The 18,140-nt window shown below is 73.1% G+C and carries 17 protein-coding genes; 3 read left to right on the forward strand and 14 right to left on the reverse strand.

What is annotated here, in order from left to right; all coding sequences use genetic code 11:
• Positions 1-9: 9 nt before the first annotated feature.
• A complete protein-coding gene (locus tag ACGFI1_RS05105) occupies positions 10-453 on the reverse strand; it encodes a hypothetical protein (protein WP_392783024.1) in 444 nt (147 codons plus the stop codon).
• 46 nt (positions 454-499) lie between these two features.
• Positions 500-688 (reverse strand): hypothetical protein, encoded by a 189-nt coding sequence (locus ACGFI1_RS05110; RefSeq protein ID WP_138637831.1) that lies wholly within the window; start codon positions 686-688, stop codon positions 500-502.
• A gap of 241 nt (positions 689-929) precedes the next feature.
• Between ACGFI1_RS05110 and ACGFI1_RS05115 the strand changes: the two genes are divergently transcribed.
• A complete protein-coding gene (locus tag ACGFI1_RS05115) occupies positions 930-1,817 on the forward strand; it encodes a GntR family transcriptional regulator (protein WP_301176780.1) in 888 nt (295 codons plus the stop codon).
• Positions 1,818-1,950: 133 nt separating this feature from the next.
• On the forward strand, positions 1,951-2,610 hold the full coding sequence (locus tag ACGFI1_RS05120; RefSeq protein ID WP_392783029.1) for a GNAT family N-acetyltransferase: 660 nt from the start codon (positions 1,951-1,953) through the stop codon (positions 2,608-2,610).
• A gap of 48 nt (positions 2,611-2,658) precedes the next feature.
• Here ACGFI1_RS05120 and ACGFI1_RS05125 read toward each other — a convergent pair whose 3' ends face one another.
• Positions 2,659-2,970 (reverse strand): hypothetical protein, encoded by a 312-nt coding sequence (locus ACGFI1_RS05125; RefSeq protein WP_205719344.1) that lies wholly within the window; start codon positions 2,968-2,970, stop codon positions 2,659-2,661.
• Between the two features lie 345 nt (positions 2,971-3,315).
• On the opposite strand from ACGFI1_RS05125, the gene ACGFI1_RS05130 reads away from it, so the two are divergent.
• On the forward strand, positions 3,316-4,608 hold the full coding sequence (locus tag ACGFI1_RS05130) for a Crp/Fnr family transcriptional regulator (RefSeq protein ID WP_392783031.1): 1,293 nt from the start codon (positions 3,316-3,318) through the stop codon (positions 4,606-4,608).
• A gap of 3 nt (positions 4,609-4,611) precedes the next feature.
• Here the strand turns inward: ACGFI1_RS05130 and ACGFI1_RS05135 are convergent, their stop codons facing one another.
• The 11 genes from ACGFI1_RS05135 to ACGFI1_RS05185 form a co-directional block, all read right to left on the reverse strand.
• The gene (locus tag ACGFI1_RS05135) at positions 4,612-4,893 is read right to left on the reverse strand and encodes a GNAT family N-acetyltransferase (RefSeq protein ID WP_364550918.1); all 282 of its coding nucleotides are present in this window, start codon (positions 4,891-4,893) and stop codon (positions 4,612-4,614) included.
• A 76-nt stretch (positions 4,894-4,969) separates the two neighbouring features.
• Positions 4,970-6,547, reverse strand: coding sequence for a citramalate synthase (gene cimA / locus ACGFI1_RS05140; RefSeq protein ID WP_138637826.1), 1,578 nt, complete (start codon positions 6,545-6,547; stop codon positions 4,970-4,972).
• Between the two features lie 236 nt (positions 6,548-6,783).
• On the reverse strand, positions 6,784-7,887 hold the full coding sequence (locus tag ACGFI1_RS05145; RefSeq protein WP_392783034.1) for a branched-chain amino acid aminotransferase: 1,104 nt from the start codon (positions 7,885-7,887) through the stop codon (positions 6,784-6,786).
• 165 nt (positions 7,888-8,052) lie between these two features.
• Complete coding sequence (locus tag ACGFI1_RS05150; protein WP_138637824.1) at positions 8,053-9,102, reverse strand: 3-isopropylmalate dehydrogenase; 1,050 nt, start codon at positions 9,100-9,102, stop codon at positions 8,053-8,055.
• A gap of 46 nt (positions 9,103-9,148) precedes the next feature.
• Positions 9,149-9,811, reverse strand: a complete 663-nt coding sequence (locus ACGFI1_RS05155) for a (2Fe-2S)-binding protein (protein ID WP_392783037.1) — start codon at positions 9,809-9,811, stop codon at positions 9,149-9,151.
• 408 nt (positions 9,812-10,219) lie between these two features.
• Positions 10,220-11,809 (reverse strand): phosphoglycerate dehydrogenase, encoded by a 1,590-nt coding sequence (gene serA, locus ACGFI1_RS05160; RefSeq protein WP_386867434.1) that lies wholly within the window; start codon positions 11,807-11,809, stop codon positions 10,220-10,222.
• 169 nt (positions 11,810-11,978) lie between these two features.
• Positions 11,979-12,617, reverse strand: a complete 639-nt coding sequence (locus ACGFI1_RS05165) for a hypothetical protein (RefSeq protein WP_240807859.1) — start codon at positions 12,615-12,617, stop codon at positions 11,979-11,981.
• 332 nt (positions 12,618-12,949) lie between these two features.
• The gene (locus tag ACGFI1_RS05170; protein ID WP_387067929.1) at positions 12,950-14,488 is read right to left on the reverse strand and encodes a DUF2079 domain-containing protein; all 1,539 of its coding nucleotides are present in this window, start codon (positions 14,486-14,488) and stop codon (positions 12,950-12,952) included.
• A 251-nt stretch (positions 14,489-14,739) separates the two neighbouring features.
• Positions 14,740-16,713 (reverse strand): hypothetical protein, encoded by a 1,974-nt coding sequence (locus ACGFI1_RS05175; RefSeq protein WP_392783039.1) that lies wholly within the window; start codon positions 16,711-16,713, stop codon positions 14,740-14,742.
• On the reverse strand, positions 16,710-17,426 hold the full coding sequence (locus ACGFI1_RS05180; RefSeq protein ID WP_392783044.1) for an ABC transporter ATP-binding protein: 717 nt from the start codon (positions 17,424-17,426) through the stop codon (positions 16,710-16,712). The genes ACGFI1_RS05175 and ACGFI1_RS05180 overlap by 4 nt, the downstream gene beginning before the upstream one ends.
• Complete coding sequence (locus ACGFI1_RS05185; RefSeq protein ID WP_387067937.1) at positions 17,423-18,025, reverse strand: PadR family transcriptional regulator; 603 nt, start codon at positions 18,023-18,025, stop codon at positions 17,423-17,425. The genes ACGFI1_RS05180 and ACGFI1_RS05185 overlap by 4 nt, the downstream gene beginning before the upstream one ends.
• Positions 18,026-18,140 lie beyond the last annotated feature (115 nt).

Below are 18,140 nucleotides of genomic sequence, written 5' to 3' on the forward strand. Positions count from 1 at the left end.
TCCGAAGCGTCAGGCCGAGGCGAGCCGGGGGACGAACTGCGGGACGAGCCACGGCCCGACGGCCATGGCGCACGCCCCTGCCGAGCACACCGCGGTAAGCCGCGCCGGCGCGCCCGCCCGCCGCCCCAGCTCGGCCGTGATCACCAGTACCGTCACCCCGGTGACCGCCAGGCGCAGGGCGCCGTCCCACGGCTCCCGTGCCGCGCGCGCCTCGGGGACCGGCGTCAGGCTCAGCACTGGAACCGCCCCCGGGCCCGGCTGATCCATCAGGGTCGGCCCGTCCACCAGGAGGCGCTCCCCCACCGCACGGCGGCCGCCCGCCGGACCGGCCCCGGCGGGCGGGTCCGGCCGGCCGGGCCACCCCGGCGCGCCAGGCCGCACCGCACCCGGCCGCACCGGCGCGCCCCGCTGCTCCGGCGCGCTCGGCGCCGTGTCCATCCGGCTGTCTTCCACCTCGAACGCTCCTTAGGTCAGCGGCCCGCCCCGCGGCGACCGGGGATCATGTGCGCGGCCCGTCCAGGCCGCGGACGGTGACCAGCCGCGGCGCGCGGCCGTCGGCCCCCGCCGCGGCGGCCTCGCCGCGCAGGTCCGCGTTCCGCGTCCGGAGGCCGATGCCGACGGTGTAGAGGACCAGGGTCAGGAAGAGCGCCGCGGGGACCAGGATCCACAGCGCGACCAGCGCGGTCATGGTGAACCTCCTCCGGGTTCGCGATATGCCTTACGTCTGGGACGTCCTGCTGATACCGTTGTCGCTGTTCTTATTTCATCGACTTGTACCAACAAGTCTCTCAGTCAAGGTGTACCCTTTCTTGGGATTGCAAACACCTGGGATGGGAAGTACTTGTTCAGAAGTCCGGTTCCGTGCACGTCCCGCTCATCCGGCGGTCGGCACGACCGGACCGCGAACCGGCAGGAAGGGAGCGGATCCGATGGCCCGCACGACGCCTCTCCGCTGGCGTGACATCGCCGACGACCTGCGCCGGCGCATCGACTCCGGGGACCTCGCGCCCGAGGACGGGTCGTCCGGGCGGCGCCCGCTCCCTCCCGAGAAGGAGCTGGAGCTGCACTACCGCGCGTCCCGCAACACGGTCCGGGACGCGCTCGCCTGGCTCCGGCAGCAGGGGTACGTCGTCTCGGAGCAGGGCAAGGGGACGTTCGTCGTGCCGCGGCCCGACATCGTCCACGTCACGCTCCGCGCCGTCGAGCTCGGGCTCGCGCCCGGCGCCGTGTCGGACGACTGGTACAACCGCGACGCCGCCATCCCCGCGGGCCGCAACGCGTCGGTGTCGCAGGTCAAGGTGGAGGTCCAGGAGGGCACCAAGGTCATCGCCCGGTACCTGCAGACGAAGTCCGGCTCGGAGTTCATCTCCCGGCACCAGGAGATCTTCCTGGACGAGAAGCCGTGGGTGCTGCAGACGTCCTTCTACCCGCTGGAGTTCGCCACCAACGGCGCGTCCCGGCTGCTGTACCCGCGCGACATCCCCGAGGGCGCCGTGGCGTACCTGGGCGAGGCGCTCGGGTACCGCGAGGTGGGCTTCCACGACGAGATCAAGGCCCGCGTCCCGGACGAGAACGAGAAGCGCTTCTTCCGCCTCGGCGACTCCGCGGCGAGCGTCGTCTTCGAGACCGTCCGGACCGCCTACTCCTCCGACGGCAAGGCGTTCCGCGTCACCGTGACCGTCTGGCCCGCGGACCGCACGCGGCTGCACTACAACGACGGCGACGTGCCCCTCGACGTCCTCAAGACGCCCGGTCTGGCGTCCACCGAGGAGTCCGGGGCCGAGCCGCCGCCGGACGACGGCGCCGGAAGCGGATAGCCCGGCCGCCGCCCGGCCGCGGCGGCCGTCCCACACTGCCCATACGCCCCCCTTCCCGACCGGACGGGAGCCCTCGCGCTCGCGTCACCCGGCCGGGAGGCGGGGGCTCGGTCTTTCTCGGAGTCAGGAGCACGTGGACACAGACACCGGGGCCCGCCGACGCAGCCGGGCCGCTGATCCCAGGTACCGCATCCGCACGGCCCGGCCGGACGAGCTCCGCGTCGTCCTCGACCTGATCGACCACGCGGCCGGCTGGCTGCGGGGGAAGGACACGCGGCAGTGGGAGCGGCCCTGGCCGAGCCCGGAGGGGCGGATGAAGCGGGTCCACGAGGCCCTGGCCAACGGGGAGACCTGGCTGCTGTTCGACGCGGACGACCCGATCGGGACCGTCTCCATCAGGACGCTCGGCCAGGAGGAGCTCTGGACGGCGGAGGAGCGCGAGACCGAGGCCGTCTACCTGCACCGGCTCGTCGTCCACCGGGGGCACGCGGGCACGGGCCTCGGCGCCGAGCTGATCGACTGGGCCGGCCTCAAGGGCGCCTCGCTGCAGCGGAACGCGGAACTGATCAGGATCGACGTCTGGACGGACAACCACGCGCTGCACGACTACTACCGCGGCTTGGGCTTCGTCGATGTCGCGATCCGCACGACCAGCGACAACACACCCTCGGGCGCCCTTTTCCAGAGACCTCTCGCCGCGATTCGGCGGGACCGCCCATGGCGCATCACCGAGGAGCCCCCGCAGCGGCTCGCGAAGCCGGCGTCCGCCCGGCAGGACGTCCACATCCCCTGACGTCACCGAGCCGACCCCGCTTCGCGCGGCCGTGCCGCACGACGCGAATCAGACGAAGCGGACGAGCATGAGGTCGCTGTCGGGGGTCTCGCGCCAGTAGAAGGCGCCGGGTTCGCGGGACATGCCCTCGATCTCGCCGGCGATGATCAGCGCGCGGTTGATGCAGTCGGTCTTGTTGTAGCCGGTCTGCTCCTGGAGGCGCTGGAGGGCTTGGACGGCCTTGCCGGTCAGGTTGACCGTGACGCGCTCGCTGTGCGGGACCGCCTCCGCGCGCGGGTTCCCGGCGGGCGCGGCGCGGCCGGGATCGTCCGCGTCCATGGACCCGCCCGAGGTCTCGGAGGCTGCTCGGGATGTCGTCATGAGCGCTCACTCCTATCCGGGGGCGCGGAGCCCGGCCCGCCCCGTCCCTTCCGGCGCCGGGACCGGAATGCCCCGCCGGTCAGGCGACCATACAGCCCTCCGTCAGCAAATCCATGCCCAACGTACAGCATGCACGGGAAGGGTTCCCCGGAGGGCGGGGCGAGAAACCTGCGATATCTCCGTCTTGCCATCGGGTGACATAACCGTTCCTGAGCTTTAGACAGTCATCGTATGGCTTTCGTATGCATCTCGCTCTACTCTCTTCAGTGGGAGACGTGGGGACGGAACCGACGCCGAGAGGCCGGGTGACACTACGCCCGGCCTTCCCGGGGGAAGGAAGACTCCGTGGAACTGAACCGCTGGAGGGCGCGGTGGCGGAGGCGCACGGCCTCGCACGCGGGCACGATGAACGCGAAGGCCATCACCGCGGTGACGCTCGCCGCCGTGGTGCTCGGATACGCGGTGGGCGGCTCGGCGACCGCCGCTGTCTGCGGGTTCCTGACATTCCTGACGTTTCCGGCGGTGGCCGTGGCCAACGCCCTCGTCCAGTACCTGAAGGCCGACACGCTGCGGGAGACGCCCGGACCGCCGGTCCTCGCGGCGGCGCCCCGCATGCTCGCGGTCCCCGACCTCGCCGCGCCGGCCGGCGCGGCGACGGCGTTCTGGGACGCGCTGACGCCCGCCGAGCGGTACGACCTCGCCGCGCGTGCGCACCGACACCTCTACCGCGCCGAGGAGGTCCTGTGCCGGGAGGGCGGGGTCGCGGGCGAGGTCATCGTGATCCTGTCCGGCTGGACGCGGGTGTGGGTCCGGGAGGGCGCCGAGCAGCGGATCATCGCGTTCCGGGGCGCCGGGGAGCTGGTCGGCGAGCGGGCGGCGCTCGTGGTGCGGGACCGGTCCGCGACCGTCACCGCGGAGAGCGACATCGAGGCGCTGCGCGTCGGCGCCCACGAGTTCGGGGCCTTCCTGGACCTCAACCCGCGCGTGCGGGCCGTCCTGGAGCAGCAGGTCTACCGGCGGCAGGTCGAGAAGCACGACGTCCAGGACGTGCGGGGCAACTGCTCGATCCTCATCACCGACATCACCCGGTTCAGCTCGCCGGTGCGCACCGACGCCGACCGCGAGTACGTGCTGTCCGCGATGTACGACCTGATGGGCGAGGCGTTCACCGCGTCCGGCCTCGACTTCGGCCGGCTCTACCAGGAGGACCGCGGCGACGGCGCGCTCGTCGTCGTCCCGCCGACCACGCCGACCGACACGGTGGTCGACCCGATGCTCGCGCACCTGGCCGCGGAGCTGCGGCGGCACAACCGGCGCGCCGCCGAGGCCACCCGGCTGCAGCTGCGCGCCGCGCTGCACGTCGGCCCGGTGCAGCGCGGCCCGAAGGGCGTCGCCGGGACGGCCATCATCACGACGCGGCGGATGGTGGACGCCCCGGCGGTGAAGCGCCGCGTCGCCGAGACCGGCGCCGACCTGGCGTTCGTCACGTCCGACTTCGTGTACGACACGGTGATCACGCCCGCCCCCGGCCTCGTCGACCCGGGCCGCTACTCGCGGGTCAGGGTCCGGCTGAAGGAGGCGTCGCTGTCGGCGTGGCTGATGCTGGAGGGCGGCGCGTCCCGGCTCCGCGCGGTGTGAGGGTCAGGAGGCCACGAGGTCCTGGTAGTCGGGGTGCTTCTCGATCCACTTCTTGATGAACGGGCACAGCGGGACGGCCGTCCGGCCCGTGCCCCGCACGTCGTCCAGCGCGCCGCGGGCGAGCGCGCTCCCGATGCCCTTGCCCTCGAACGCCGAGTCGACCTCGGTGTGGGTGAAGACGACGGAGCCCTCCCCGTGCTCGTACTCGGCGAACCCGGCGAGGTCTCCGTCCACCCTGATCTCGTAGCGGCTCTTCTCGGCGTTGTCCGTGATCTCGGTGCTCATGCCCCGATAATGCCCCGCGGGCCGGTGGCATTCCCCGACGGGGCGTCCCGAGCGCGGCCGCGCGCGGCGGGCGGCCTCAGCCGGCCTCGTGGCCGGCGCGCAGCAGGCAGTAGGTGACGGCCTCTTCCAGGGCCTGCCAGGACGCCGCGATGACGTTGTCCTCGACGCCGACCGTGCCCCACTCGCGCTCGCCGTCGCCGGACTCGATCAGCACGCGGGTCCGGGCGTCGGTGCCGTGCGCGCCCTCCAGGATGCGGACCTTGTAGTCGACCAGCTCCAGCCGCCCGAGCTCCGGGTACAGCCGGCCGAGCGCGAGGCGCAGGGCGTTGTCGAGGGCGTTGACGGGGCCGTTGCCCTCGCCGGTCGCGATGATCCGCTCGCCCTTGGCGTGCAGCTTGACGGTGGCCTCGCTGACCATGGAGCCGTCGGGGCGGCGCTCCACGATCGACCGCCACGACTCGACCTCGAAGTGCCGCTGCCGGACGCCGGTCAGCTCCTCGCGCAGCAGCAGCTCGAACGAGGCGTCCGCGGCCTCAAAGGTGTAGCCGGTGGACTCCAGCTCCTTGACCTTGGCGACGACGTCCTTGGCCTTCTCGCCGGACAGGTCGTAGCCGAGCTCGCGGCCCTTCAGCTCGACGGACGCGCGCCCGGCCATGCTCGACACCAGCATCCGCATGTCGTTGCCGACGGCGGCCGGGTCGATGTGCTGGTACAGGTCCGGGTCGACCTTGACCGCCGACGCGTGCAGGCCCGCCTTGTGCGCGAACGCCGACACGCCCACGTAGGGCTGCTGCGAGCTGGGCGCGACGTTGGTGACCTCGGAGACGGCGTGCGCGATGCGGGTCATCTCGGCGAGCTGCGCGTCCGACACGAGGTTCATGCCCCGCTTGAGCTGCAGGTTGCCGACGACGGTGAACAGGTTGGCGTTGCCGCTGCGCTCGCCGTAGCCGTTGGCGCAGCCCTGCACGTGGGTGGCGCCGGCCTTCACCGCGGCGAGCGTGTTCGCCACCGCGCAGCCGGAGTCGTCGTGGCAGTGGATGCCGACGCGGACGCCGTACCCGACGACCTCGTGGACGACCTCGGCCAGCTCGTCCGGCAGCATGCCGCCGTTGGTGTCGCAGAGCGCGACGACGTCCGCGCCGGCCTCGGCGGCGGTGCGGACGGCCTCCAGCGCGTAGGCGCGGTTGGCCTGGTAGCCGTCGAAGAAGTGCTCGGCGTCCAGGAAGACTCGTTGGCCCTCCGCACGCAGGTGGGAGACCGTGTCGCGGATCATCGCGAGGTTCTCCTCCAGGGTGGTGCGGAGGGCCAGCTCGACGTGCCTGTCGTGGCTCTTGGCGACAAGGGTCACGACGGACGCGCCGGATTCGCGCAGGGCGGCGACCTGGGGGTCGTCGGCCGCCTTCACCCCGGCCCGGCGGGTCGCGCCGAACGCGGTGAGCCGCGCGTGCCTCAGGTCGAGCTCTGTTCGAGCGCGCCTGAAGAACTCGGTGTCCTTGGGGTTGGCGCCCGGCCAGCCGCCCTCGATGAAGCCGACGCCCAGGTCGTCGAGGTGCCGCGCGATGGCGAGCTTGTCGGGCACGGAGAGGTTGAGCCCCTCCTGCTGGGACCCGTCGCGCAGGGTGGTGTCGTAGACGTGGAACGCGTCGCCTTGCATTGGTGAGAACCCCCAGAGGGTGGCGCCAGGGCACAAAAAAGACCCCTCACGGACGTGAGAGGTCTGCGCGCCGGCGGTGTCCCGTTAGCTGCCGGCGCGCCAGCCGATAATGACGAGGCTGTTGCGCATGATGCGCTCCAGTCTGCCATATGCGTCGAATGCTTGGGACATTCGTCTCGCATGATGAGACGGCGGGGCCCCGGCGCAGGGTCGGCCGGGGCCCATGAACCCGCAGGTCAGACGAGTTTGTGGACCCAGCCGTAGGGGTCGGGGCGGGTGCCGTACTGGATGCCGACCAGCTCCTGGCGGAGCCGCATCGAGATCTCGCCGGGCTCGCCGTCGCCGATCGTCCACTCCCGGTCCCGGCCCTTGACCCGGCCGACCGGGCTGATGATCGCGGCGGTGCCGCAGCCGAACACCTCGGTGATCTCGCCGGACTCGCAGCCCTGCTGCCACTCCTCGATGCTGATCTTGCCCTCGGCGGCCGGGACCCCGAGGTCGGGCGCCAGCTTGAGCATCGAGTCGCGGGTGATGCCGGCGAGCAGCGTGCCGGTGAGCGCGGGTGTGAGCAGCCGCGCGTCCGCGCCGGAGCCGTAGACGAACATGAGGTTCATCGAGCCGACCTCCTCGACCCAGCGGTGCTCCACCGCGTCGAGCCAGACGACCTGGTCGCAGCCCTGCGCGACGGCCTCGGCCTGCCCGGCGAACGACGCCGCGTAGTTGCCGCCGAACTTGGCCTCGCCCGTCCCGCCGGGGGCGGCGCGGGTGTAGTCCTGCGACAGCCACACCGAGACGGGCTTGATCCCGCGCGGGTAGTACAGCCCGGACGGCGACGCGATCACCATGAACAGGAACTCGTTCGCGGGGCTGTTGACGCCGAGGGCGCGGGTCGTGGCGAACATGAACGGCCGCAGGTAGAGGCTGTGGCCCTCGGCGTCGGGGACCCACTCCCGGTCGGTGCCGACGAGCAGCTCGATCGCGTCGACGAACAGCTGCTCGGGGATCTCCGGCATCGCCATCCGCTTGGCGGACCGGTTCATCCGCGCCGCGTTCATGTACGGCCGGAAGGTGACGATGGACCCGTCCGGCTGCTTGTAGGCCTTGAGACCCTCGAAGAGCTCCTGGGCGTAGTGGAACACCTGCGAGGCCGGGTCCATCGGGATCGGCCCGTACGGTTCGAGTTTCGCGTCATGCCAGCCGCGGTCGGCCGAGTACCTGATCGTGACCATGTGGTCGGTGAAGTGCCGGCCGAAGCCGGGATCGGCCAGGACCGCGGCCCGCTCGGCGGCGCTCGCGGGCCGCTCGGTGCGCGTGATCTCGAACTCCAGGGTGTCGCTCATCGCGGTTCGTCCTCTCGCGGATCGCCGGGCGGCCCCATCGCCGCTGTGGCGTCTCTCATCCCTATTGTCGTACTTCGTCTAGACCTGCTCCTCCACGCGCGGCGCATGCCGAAAACCGGGCGCGCCGCGAGGGCACGCCCGGTCCGTCCGGACAGGCGGCGTGCCCTACCCGGATACTCGCTTGGCGATCGCGTCGCCGATCTGGGACGTGGACCGGGCGCCCAGGGCGGCGCGCTCGGCCAGGTCGTCGGAGACGGCCTGCTCGACCCGGCGGGCGGCGTCGCCCTCGCCGAGGTGGTCGAGCAGCATGGCGACGGACAGGATCGTGGCGGTCGGGTCGGCCTTGCCCTGCCCGGCGATGTCGGGCGCGCTGCCGTGCACCGGCTCGAACATCGACGGCGCCGTCCGGTCGGGGTTGACGTTGCCGGACGCGGCGAGCCCGATCCCGCCCGCGATCGCGGCGCCGATGTCGGTGATGATGTCGCCGAACAGGTTGTCGGTGACGACCACGTCGAACCGCTGCGGCTGGTTGACGAAGAACATCGTGGCCGCGTCGACGTGGACGTAGTCCGTGGCGATCTGCGGGTACTCCTCGCCGACCCGCTTGAGGACCCGCTGGTACAGGTCGCCGGCGAAGGTCAGGACGTTGTCCTTGTGGACGAGCGTGAGCTTCTTGCGCGGACGGGACGCCGCGACCTCGAACGCGTACCGGATGACCCGCTCGACCCCGAACGCGGTGTTCACGCTCTCCTGCGTGGCGACCTCGTGCGGCGTGCCCTTGCGCAGCACCCCGCCGACGCCGGTGTACGGGCCCTCGGTGCCCTCCCGGACGACGACCATGTCGATGTCGGCGGGCGACACGCCGGCCAGCGGCGTCGCGACCCCCGGGAACAGCTTCACGGGCCGCAGGTTGACGTAGTGGTCCAGCTCGAAGCGGGTGCGCAGCAGCAGCCCGCGCTCCAGCGTCCCGCTGGGCACGCTCGGGTCGCCGACGGCGCCGAGCAGGATGACCTCCTGCTCGCGCAGCTCGGCGAGCACCGAGTCGGGCAGCGTCTCCCCCGTCCGGTGCCAGCGGGCGGCGCCCAGGTCGTAGGAGGTCTGCTCGAACGTGAGGTCGCCGGACACGGCGTCGAGGACCTTCAGTCCCTCGGCGACCACCTCGGGGCCGATCCCGTCACCGGGGATGACGGCCAGACGAATGCTGCGCGAAGCCATGCGCGCACTCTACTGCAAACGTCTCAATGCTTGGGCTCGCGTCTCACTATTCGGTCAACAGCCCGCAATCTCCGCACTTCCCACCGCCGGGCACCCGGTAGTACAGGCAGCAGCTCCGGCGGACGAACCGGTCGTCCAAGGCCTCCGCCAGCGGCTCCCGCGCGAGCAGGTCGCGCACCAGCGCGGCCCGCACCGGCGACCCCGGCACCCGCAGAGTGCCCGCCAGCGCGGACGCCGCGTTCCCCCAGGCCAGCCCGTCCGCCAGCCGGACGAACTCGGACATCGCCGCCAGCAACGGCCGGAGAACGCCGTCCACGATCATGGGATGGATCACGGAGGCGGCTTCAGCCGCGCCCTCGACCCGCCACCCGCGCGGCTCCGGGACGCCGAGCCTGATCGGCTCGCCGGGCGCCCACGACCACCGCAGGTCCCCGAGGTCGGGCACGAGCCCGCCCGCCGCCGACGCGGCGACCGGCGACCACAACCGCGCCGCGAGCCCCTGGAACAGCAGGGAGGCGGCGACTCGCCGCTCCTGCGTCCGGAGCCGCACGGCGTGATCGCGGGTCAGTTCCCGCAGCCGCTCAACGTCCCCGGCGAACGGGCGCCAGGCGCCGCCGTCCAGGTCGTCCATGAGGAGTTCGAAGTAGGGCCCCAGCCGACCGACCTCGCGCAATACCCGGGCGACCTCATCGCCCTCGGCAACGTCCACCGGCCAAGTCTCGCACCCCGCGCCAGGACGAGCGGGACGGGCGGGACTATGGAGGGCTATTCCGCCCTACGGTCCAGGGCCGTTTGCAGGGCTCGGGTGGCCTCTTCTTCGGCTTCTTCGGCCGTGGTGTTGTTCCAGGTGTCGTCCATGGCAAATGCTCCAGATTCGCTGTGCTGTGGCGGGAGGGCCTGCCGGGAGCGTGGGGTCGCACGGTCCGGCGCGAAAATCGGGCTCACGGCCAGGCAGAACCTCCGCAGCGGGTGCCGGCCTGCCGATGATCAGGCCCCGCTGCGGCAGCGAAGGATTACTACGAAGCGCCGCATGACTACCTGCGAGAATACCTCCGCCACGGCGGGTTGTCCCGATCCGTGGCGGAGGTTCTCAGTATGTGAGATGAGCGGGCGGGCGTCAGCCCTCCAGGTCGACGCGGCGGCCCATGTCGGCGCCGACCTCGCGGGTGATGGCCTCCACGAGCTGCGGCGCGATGGCGGAGTCGACGGTGAGCGCGATCAGCGCCTTGCCGCCCTTGGCGTCCCGGCCGACCTGCATGCCGGCGATGTTGACCTGCTCGTCGCCGAGCAGCTTGCCGACGGCGCCGACGATGCCGGGGCGGTCGACGTAGGAGAAGAACGCCATGTGCTCGGTCGGGACGAGCTCCATGTTGTAGCCGTTGATCTCGATGATGCGCTCGGCGTGCTTCGGGCCGGTGAGCGTGCCGGACACCGAGACGACGTCGCCGTCGGCCATCGTGCCGCGCACCTGCACGACGTTGCGCCAGTCGGGGCTGTCCTCGGAGGTGGTGAGGGTTACCTCGACGCCGCGGTCGCGGGCCAGCAGCGGCGCGTTGACGAAGGTCACGGCCTCCTCGATGACGTCCACGAAGACGCCCTTGAGCGCGGCGAGCTCCAGCACCTTCACGTCGTGCTCGGCGATCTCGCCGCGGACGACGACGTCGAGCCGGACGGGGACGCCGCCGGCGAGGGCGGTGAAGATGCGGCCGAGCTTCTCGGCGAGCGGCAGGCCGGGCTTGACGTCCTCGGCGACCGCGCCGCCCTGCACGTTGACGGCGTCCGGCACGAACTCGCCGGACAGCGCGAGCTTCACCGAGCGGGCGACCTGCGTGCCGGCCTTCTCCTGCGCCTCGTGGGTGCTGGCGCCGAGGTGCGGGGTGACCACGACGTTGTCGTGGTGGAACAGCGGGCTGTCGGTGCAGGGCTCGCTGCTGAACACGTCGAGCCCGGCGCCGGCGACGCGGCCGTCCTTGAGTGCGACGTCGAGGGCCTGCTCGTCGACGATCCCGCCGCGGGCGGCGTTGACGATCCGCACGTTCGGCTTGACCTTGTGGAGCTCGGCGTCGCCGACGAGGCCGAGCGTCTCGGGGGTCTTCGGCAGGTGGACGGTGATGAAGTCGCTCTCGCGGAGCAGCTCGTCGAGCGTGACGAGCTTGACGCCGAGCTGCGCGGCGCGGGCGGCCTGCACGTAGGGGTCGAACGCGATCACGTTCATGTCGAAGGCGGCGAGGCGCTGGGCGACCAGGACGCCGATCCGGCCGAGGCCGAGGACGCCGACGGTCTTGCCCTGCATCTCGACGCCGGTGTACTTCGAGCGCTTCCACTCGCCCTGCTTGAGCGCGGCGTGCCCCTGCGGGACGTTGCGCGCGGTGGCGAGGAGCAGCGCGATCGCGTGCTCGGCGGCGGTGACGATGTTGGAGGTGGGCGCGTTGACGACCATGACGCCGGCCTTGGTGGCGGCCTCCACGTCGACGTTGTCGAGGCCGACGCCGGCGCGGGCGACGACCCGGAGCTTCTTGGCGTGCTGGAACACCTCGGCGGTGACCTTGGTGGCGCTGCGCACGATCAGGGCGTCGACGTCGGCGACGGCCGGGAGCAGCTGCTCGCGGTCACCGCCGTCGACGCTCCGGACGTCGAAGTCGGCCTCCAGCACGGCGATGCCGGCCGGGGAGAGTTCTTCTGCGACGAGGACGACGGGCTTGCTCAAGAGGAAACAGTCCTTCGGAAAAGTGGGATGTTCGTGTGCTGTGTGCAGGTGAAGTCGCGAGTCACCTCGTCGTGGACCTCGCCCCCGGCAGACGAGTCTATAACCAGGGGGCCGCGCCGGTTCCCGGCAGGGAAAGACTCACCGGTAACTACGGGTTCGCCCCGTTCTGTCAGGCCGCGTTCGGTTCCGGGACGGCGGCGAGCACGGACGCCACCCGCTCGGCGTCGGCGACGTGCACGTGCGGGACGTCCACGAACACCCGCAGCGGCCCGGCGGGCAGCCCGAGCTCCTCGGCGACGCCGAGCTGCACCTCGCGCAGCGGGATGTACATCAGGTAGCCGCGGTGGACGTTCTGCGACCGGAACATCGCGGTCATGGTCAGCCGGTAGCCGCGGATCCGGAACGACAGCGCGGTCAGCGCCGGCAGCCCGTCGGCCGGCTCGCCCGGGATCGTCAGCGAGATCCACGCGCTGGTCGTCCACGGCCTGGCCCGCAGCAGGTCGACCACCCAGCGGATCTGGTCGTGCCCGTCCAGGTCGTGCAGCCGGGGCCAGTACCGGCCGCGGACGACGCGGCGGGTGCGCTCCTGGGCGCGCCGGACCAGGCGCGCGTGGTCGCCGTACTCGTGGAGGATCGGGTCCTCCCAGCTCAGCGAGCTGACCTCGAACAGCAGCGGGGGCCCCTCGATGATGGGGCCGCCGTCCTCCAGCCCGGCCTCGCCGGCGGACCAGACGTGCCGCAGCACGCCGATCCACGCCAGGCCGCACGTCTCCCAGCGCCGGACGTCCTTGTCCCCATGCGGCGGCATGTCATGACTCCGCACCGTTATTGAGAAAATTGACTAGCCGCGCGATTGCCGCGCCGGCGGGGAATTGCGCACCGCCTCCGGCCGGCGTCCGTCCGTTGACCTCGATCAGCCTCACACCGCTCATCCGCTCCGCCCCAGGACCCGCTCCGGCGGCGGTCACACGGGTGTTCGCGCAGGTTCTCCACGCAGTGGCCGCGGCCGTCACGGCTTTCTTCAAGTATCAGGCAAAGTACCCAGAAACGATAGGGATATTTATCCGAACGGTACCTTCACTGGAATTCTGACCGCGATGTCGTCCATCGGTCACTGGACAATCCGCCCAAACGGTCCGATCACCAGGGATCGGGGGCGTCGCGGTGCAGCACGATGTATCCGGACTGCCGGAAGACCGTCCGGTACCCGGCGGCCTCCAGTTCGGCGACGCGCCGCCGCTGGTCGGCGACCGACGGGAACGGGAACTCCAGCCGCCCGACGTAGGCGACCACCCAGGGCGCCCCGCGCGACCGCTCGTCCCACAGCAGGACGCGGGCGCGGGACGTCAGCGCGGGCCCGACGCCGTTGGCCGCCTCGACGAGCGCGCCGTCGGGGATCGTCGCGGCCGCCGCCGCGGCCGCGCGGGCCCGCTCGTTCTGCCGCCACAGCGCCGGGTCGGCCAGGTGCCGGTAGGCGAAGAACGGCACGCAGACGAGCGTCGCGGCCAGCACTCCGGCCATCGGCAGGACGGGCGGCACGCGCCGCGCCCTCCCCCAGCGCCCGCGCAGCCGCGCCGCCCCGTCCACCGCCGCGAGGACGAGCACGGCGACGATGAACGCGTTGTAGTGGTAGTGGGGCTCCCACCAGTTGCCGAAGCTGCTCGCGAGCATCCGCTCGGCGAGCAGCGGCACGGCGGTGAGGGTCAGCGGGGACGCCAGCGGCAGCAGGAGCAGCGGCAGGACGACCAGCGCCATCGTCAGCACCTTCTGCGGCGGGTCCACGAGCACGGCGGCGACGTCCCACGGCTGGGTGAGGGCGTGGACGGCGGCGTGCGGCACGTCGGGGCCGAGCGCCCCGTACGCCCAGTAGTAGCCGTTGTCGCCGCCGAAGGCCGAGATGAGCACGCGCGAGCTGACCCAGGTGGCGCACAGCCCGACCGCCGCGTAGGCGAGGCCGGCCCGGCGGTCGCCCCTGGGCAGCAGGTCGCGCAGCCGCCGCCGCTCGCCGTCCGGCTCGTCGGGCCGGGTGAGCAGGTAGAGGCCGAAGCCCGTGAGGAGGAGCCCCATGTCCTCCTTGACGAGCAGCAGCGCGGCCGCCGCCAGCGCCGCGTGGACGCGCCGCCCGGCGTCGTACCGCTCGACCAGCAGCGCCGACAGCAGCGGGACGAACGCGACCTCGTGGAAGTCGAACGCGAGCGCCTCGGCGATCGGCCAGGACAGCGCGTAGGCGCCCGCCGCGCAGTACGCGGCGCCGGGCCCGAGCCGGCGCTCGGTGTACCGCCAGATCGGCCAGATCGCGAGCGCGAGCAGCACGGCCTGCGCGACCAGCAGCGTCTCGGGGCCGTCGTGGATCCAGTAGAGCGGCGCGAGCAGCGCCAGGATCGGCGAGAAGTGGTCGCCGAGGACGGAGAAGCCGGGCCCGAAGCCGTTGTGGACGCCCTTCACCATGGCGACCGGCAGGTCGAACCGGCTGTAGGAGCGCACCGCCTGGTCGAAGATCACCAGGTCGTAGCTGCCGGTCCGGAAGGCGCGCAGCCGCATCAGCGCGTACGCCGCGTACAGCAGCGCGCTCGCCGCGATCAGCGCGGCGAGCGGCAGGCGGGGACGGCGCCGGGCGCCTCCCCCGGTGCCGGCCGGAACCTCCCCGACGGGTTCCTGCGCCACGACGACCTCGGCCACGCGCCGGACGCTACCACCGGTCCGGCGCGCGGCTGAGTTCCGGCCCGCGCGTTTCCCCGGTCGGCGCGGCTCCATGACCGCGCCTTTCCCCGGCTGCGAGCCGCCACTCCCCAGGTGCGGCCCGCCACTCCCCTGGGTGCGGACCGCCTCTCCCCGAGCGGGGCCCGCCTCTCCCCGAGCGGGGCCCGCCAGACCGCGGTGCGGGGCCTGGCGGGCCGTGGGGCGGCGTTCCCGGGTCGCGGCGTGGGCTCCTAGGCCGCGGTGCGGCGGGTCGCCGGGAGCCGGGAGGCGGAGGTTGCCCCGGCGACGAGCGCGACGAGCAGCGGGATGCCGACACCGACCGCGAGGAGCAGCATCCACGGGATGTCGACGATCACACCGTGCGCCGCGGCGCCCGTCTCCTGGACCTCGCTTGTGAGCGGGCGCGCCACCGCGATGCCGGGGACGAGCCCGCCCGCGATGCCGAGCCAGCAGCCGAGCGCGGCGATGAACGCTGCCCGCCCCATGGCCAGCAGCCGCCGGGTGCCCGGCCGGGCGCCGACGGCACCGAGCGTCGCGAGGTCGGGCCGGGCGTCGGCGGACGCCAGGCCGGTCGCGATCAGCGCCCCGCCCAGCGCGAGGACGCCCGCCGCTCCCGCCAGCATCAGCGTGACCTTGCCGAACGACCCGGTGAAGCCGCGTTCGACGTAGACGGAACCGTCGTCGCGGGTGAAGGAGTCGAGGGTCTTGTCCAGGCGCGCCTGCTCGGCCTCGGTGACGCGGTGGTCGGCGCGGTCGACGCCGAACGCCTCCGTCCGGACGGGCAGCCCGATCTTCGCGGCGGCCGCCGGGGGCACGATGGCCCGCACGTGCGGGTCGCCGGGAGCGGCGACCGCCGGCAGGTTCTCGATCGTCCGGACGGTGTGCTCCTTGTCGTCCGCCCAGTAGGACACCTTGGCCGTGGTCGTCCCTCCGGCCAAGGGCTTGACCCGGAACAGCACGATCTTGCCCTCGGCCAGCGCGGCCGTGACGGCGGGATCGTCGCGGCCGAGGACGAGCCTGGCCTCGCGGGCGCCGCCGACCACGTTGTCCATGAGGGTGAAGGAGGCGTCCCCGTCGAGTTCGGCGGCGAAGCTCACCGAGGGGCACTGCGACCAGTCTTCGGACGCGCAGACCCCGTCCTGCCCCGGCATGGCCTTCAGCGGCAGGACTGGAACGCCGGGCAGGTCGCCCCGGACGGCGGCCCCGACCTGGTCCGCCCGGTCCAGCGGCGGCCGGACCAGCGCCGAGCCCATGGGCAGTCGCGCCTGGTACTCGACCTGCTCCTGCCGGAGGTCGCTGGCGCCCCCGATGGCCAGCGCGGTGATCCCGGCGACGGCCGCCATGATCGCGGCGACCGCGGGCGCGGTGCGGGCCCGGTTGCGGGCGCCGTCCCGGACGGCGAGGCGGAGCGGCAGCGGCAGCCGGTGCGCGAGCCGCCCGGCCGCGCCGATGAGCCACGGGCAGGCGAGCACGAGCCCGATGATGATCGCCGCCGCGCCGATCGCGGCGCCGAACTCGCGCCACCGCCGGACGCCCTCCAGGCACAGCGCCACGCCCGCGGCGACGAGCACGGCCCCGGCGACGGGCCAGCCGCGGCGGCCCGGTGCGGGCGCCTCGCGGCGCTCGGCGAGGGCCGCGACGACGTCCATCCGGGCGGCCTGCGCGGCCGGGACCAGCGCGGCCGCCAGCCCGCTGCCCGCGCCGAGCAGCACGGCCGCGGCGAGCAGGAGCCACGGCACGGTGAACGGTCCGAGCGGGGCCGCGCCCCGGGCCTCGGCGATCCACTTGACGGCGGCCGCGCCGGCGACGCCGAGCACGGCCCCGCCGAGCGCCGCGGAGCCGCCGAGGAGGATCCCGCTCGTCAGCACGACGGCGCGCAGATGCCGGCCGCCGCCGCCCGCCGCGGCGACGAGCGCGAGGTCGCGGCGGCGCCGCCGGACGTCCACGGCGAACGCCGGCCCGGCCAGCAGCACGACCTCCAGCACGGCCATCGCGACGATCAGCGCCAGCACGCCGGCCTCGGCGGCGGACGCGCCGCCCGCGCCGCCCGCGCCGTCCCGCGCCGCGGTCGTCGCTCGCAGGACCGCGAGGGCGCTGACGGCGCCGACCGGCAGGCCGATCATGCACAGCACCAGCGCGGTGCGGCCCTTCGACCGCAGCGCGTCCTGCCGCGCGAGGCGGAAGGCGAATCCGTAGCGGGTCACGTCGTCTCCTGCAGCAGGGTCTCGGGGCCGGTGCGGGCGGGGGTGGCGTCGACGAGCCGGCCGTCGCGCAGGAACACGACCCGGTCGGCCCAGGCGGCGTGCCGCGACTCGTGCGTCACCATCAGGCAGGACGCGCCCGCGTCGCAGCGGCCCCGCAGCACCCGCATGACGTCCTCGCCGGTGTGGCTGTCGAGCGCGCCGGTCGGCTCGTCGGCGAGGACGAGCCGCCGGTCGCCGACCAGCGCCCGGGCGATCGCGACGCGCTGCTGCTGCCCGCCGGACATCTCGTCGGGGTAGCGGTCGGCGAGGTCGCCGACGCCGACCTCCTCCAGTGCCTCCAGCGCCTCCCGGCGGGCCTTGCGGGCGCGGACGCCGTCCAGTTCACGCGGCAGCATGGCGTTCTCGGCGGCGGTCAGGCTGGGGATGAGGTTGAGGTCCTGGAAGACGTAGCCGACGGCGCGGCGGCGCAGCGCCGAGCGGGCGGCGCGGCCGAGCGCGCCGAGGTCGGCGCCGGCCACGAGGACCTGCCCGGACGTCGGGGTGTCGAGCCCGCCGGCGAGCGTCAGCAGGGTCGACTTGCCGGAGCCGGACGGGCCCATCACCGCGACGAACTCGCCCTCGGCGACGTCCAGCGTCACTCCCGCGAGGGCGTGCACGAGGGCCGGGCCGCTGCCGTGGTCGCGGGAGACGTCCCGCAGGGACAGGACGCTCATCGCCGCGCCTCCTCGTCGGCCTTCTCCGGCGCCTCGGCGGGCGCGGCGGCCGGCGCGGCCGGGGCCGCGGGGGCCTCGGCGCGGGCGACGTAGGACTCGCAGTGGTCCAGCCAGCGCACCTCGGCCTCCGCCTGGAAGATCATGGACTCCAGGACCAGCCGCCACGCGCGGTCGCCCTGGTCGGCGGGGACGGCGGGCGCGTCGGCCTTCAGCCGGGTGAGGTCCTGGAGGGCGCGCAGCGTGGCGGTGCGCTGCGCCTGGACGACGGCGGCGACGTCCACGCCCGGGGTGGTGACGGCCATCGCCAGCTTGATCGCGAGCTCGTCGCGGGGCCGGTCGGCCCGGACGAGCGGGGTGGCGAACCACCGCCGGACGTCGGCCTCGCCCGCCGGAGTGATCCGGTAGACGAACCGGCCCTCGTCGTCGGCGCCGACGCGGGTGACGAGCTCGTCGCGTTCGAGCCGGGAGAGGGTGGAGTAGACCTGGCCGATGTTGAGCGGCCAGGTGCCGCCGGTGGAGGACTCGAACTCGGCGCGCAGTTGGTAGCCGTAGCGGGGCCCCTGGGACAGCAGGGCCAGCAGGCCGTGACGGATCGACATGCCTACCAAGTATGCATACCGCGTATCCCCAAGGCAATACCGAGTATGCATCCGGGAGGACACACCACCGGGATTTCACTGTGAGCGACGGCGCGGAGCCTTAACGTGACCGATG

The organism is Actinomadura geliboluensis, from assembly GCF_043197915.1.
Lineage (GTDB): Bacteria > Actinomycetota > Actinomycetes > Streptosporangiales > Streptosporangiaceae > Spirillospora > Spirillospora geliboluensis.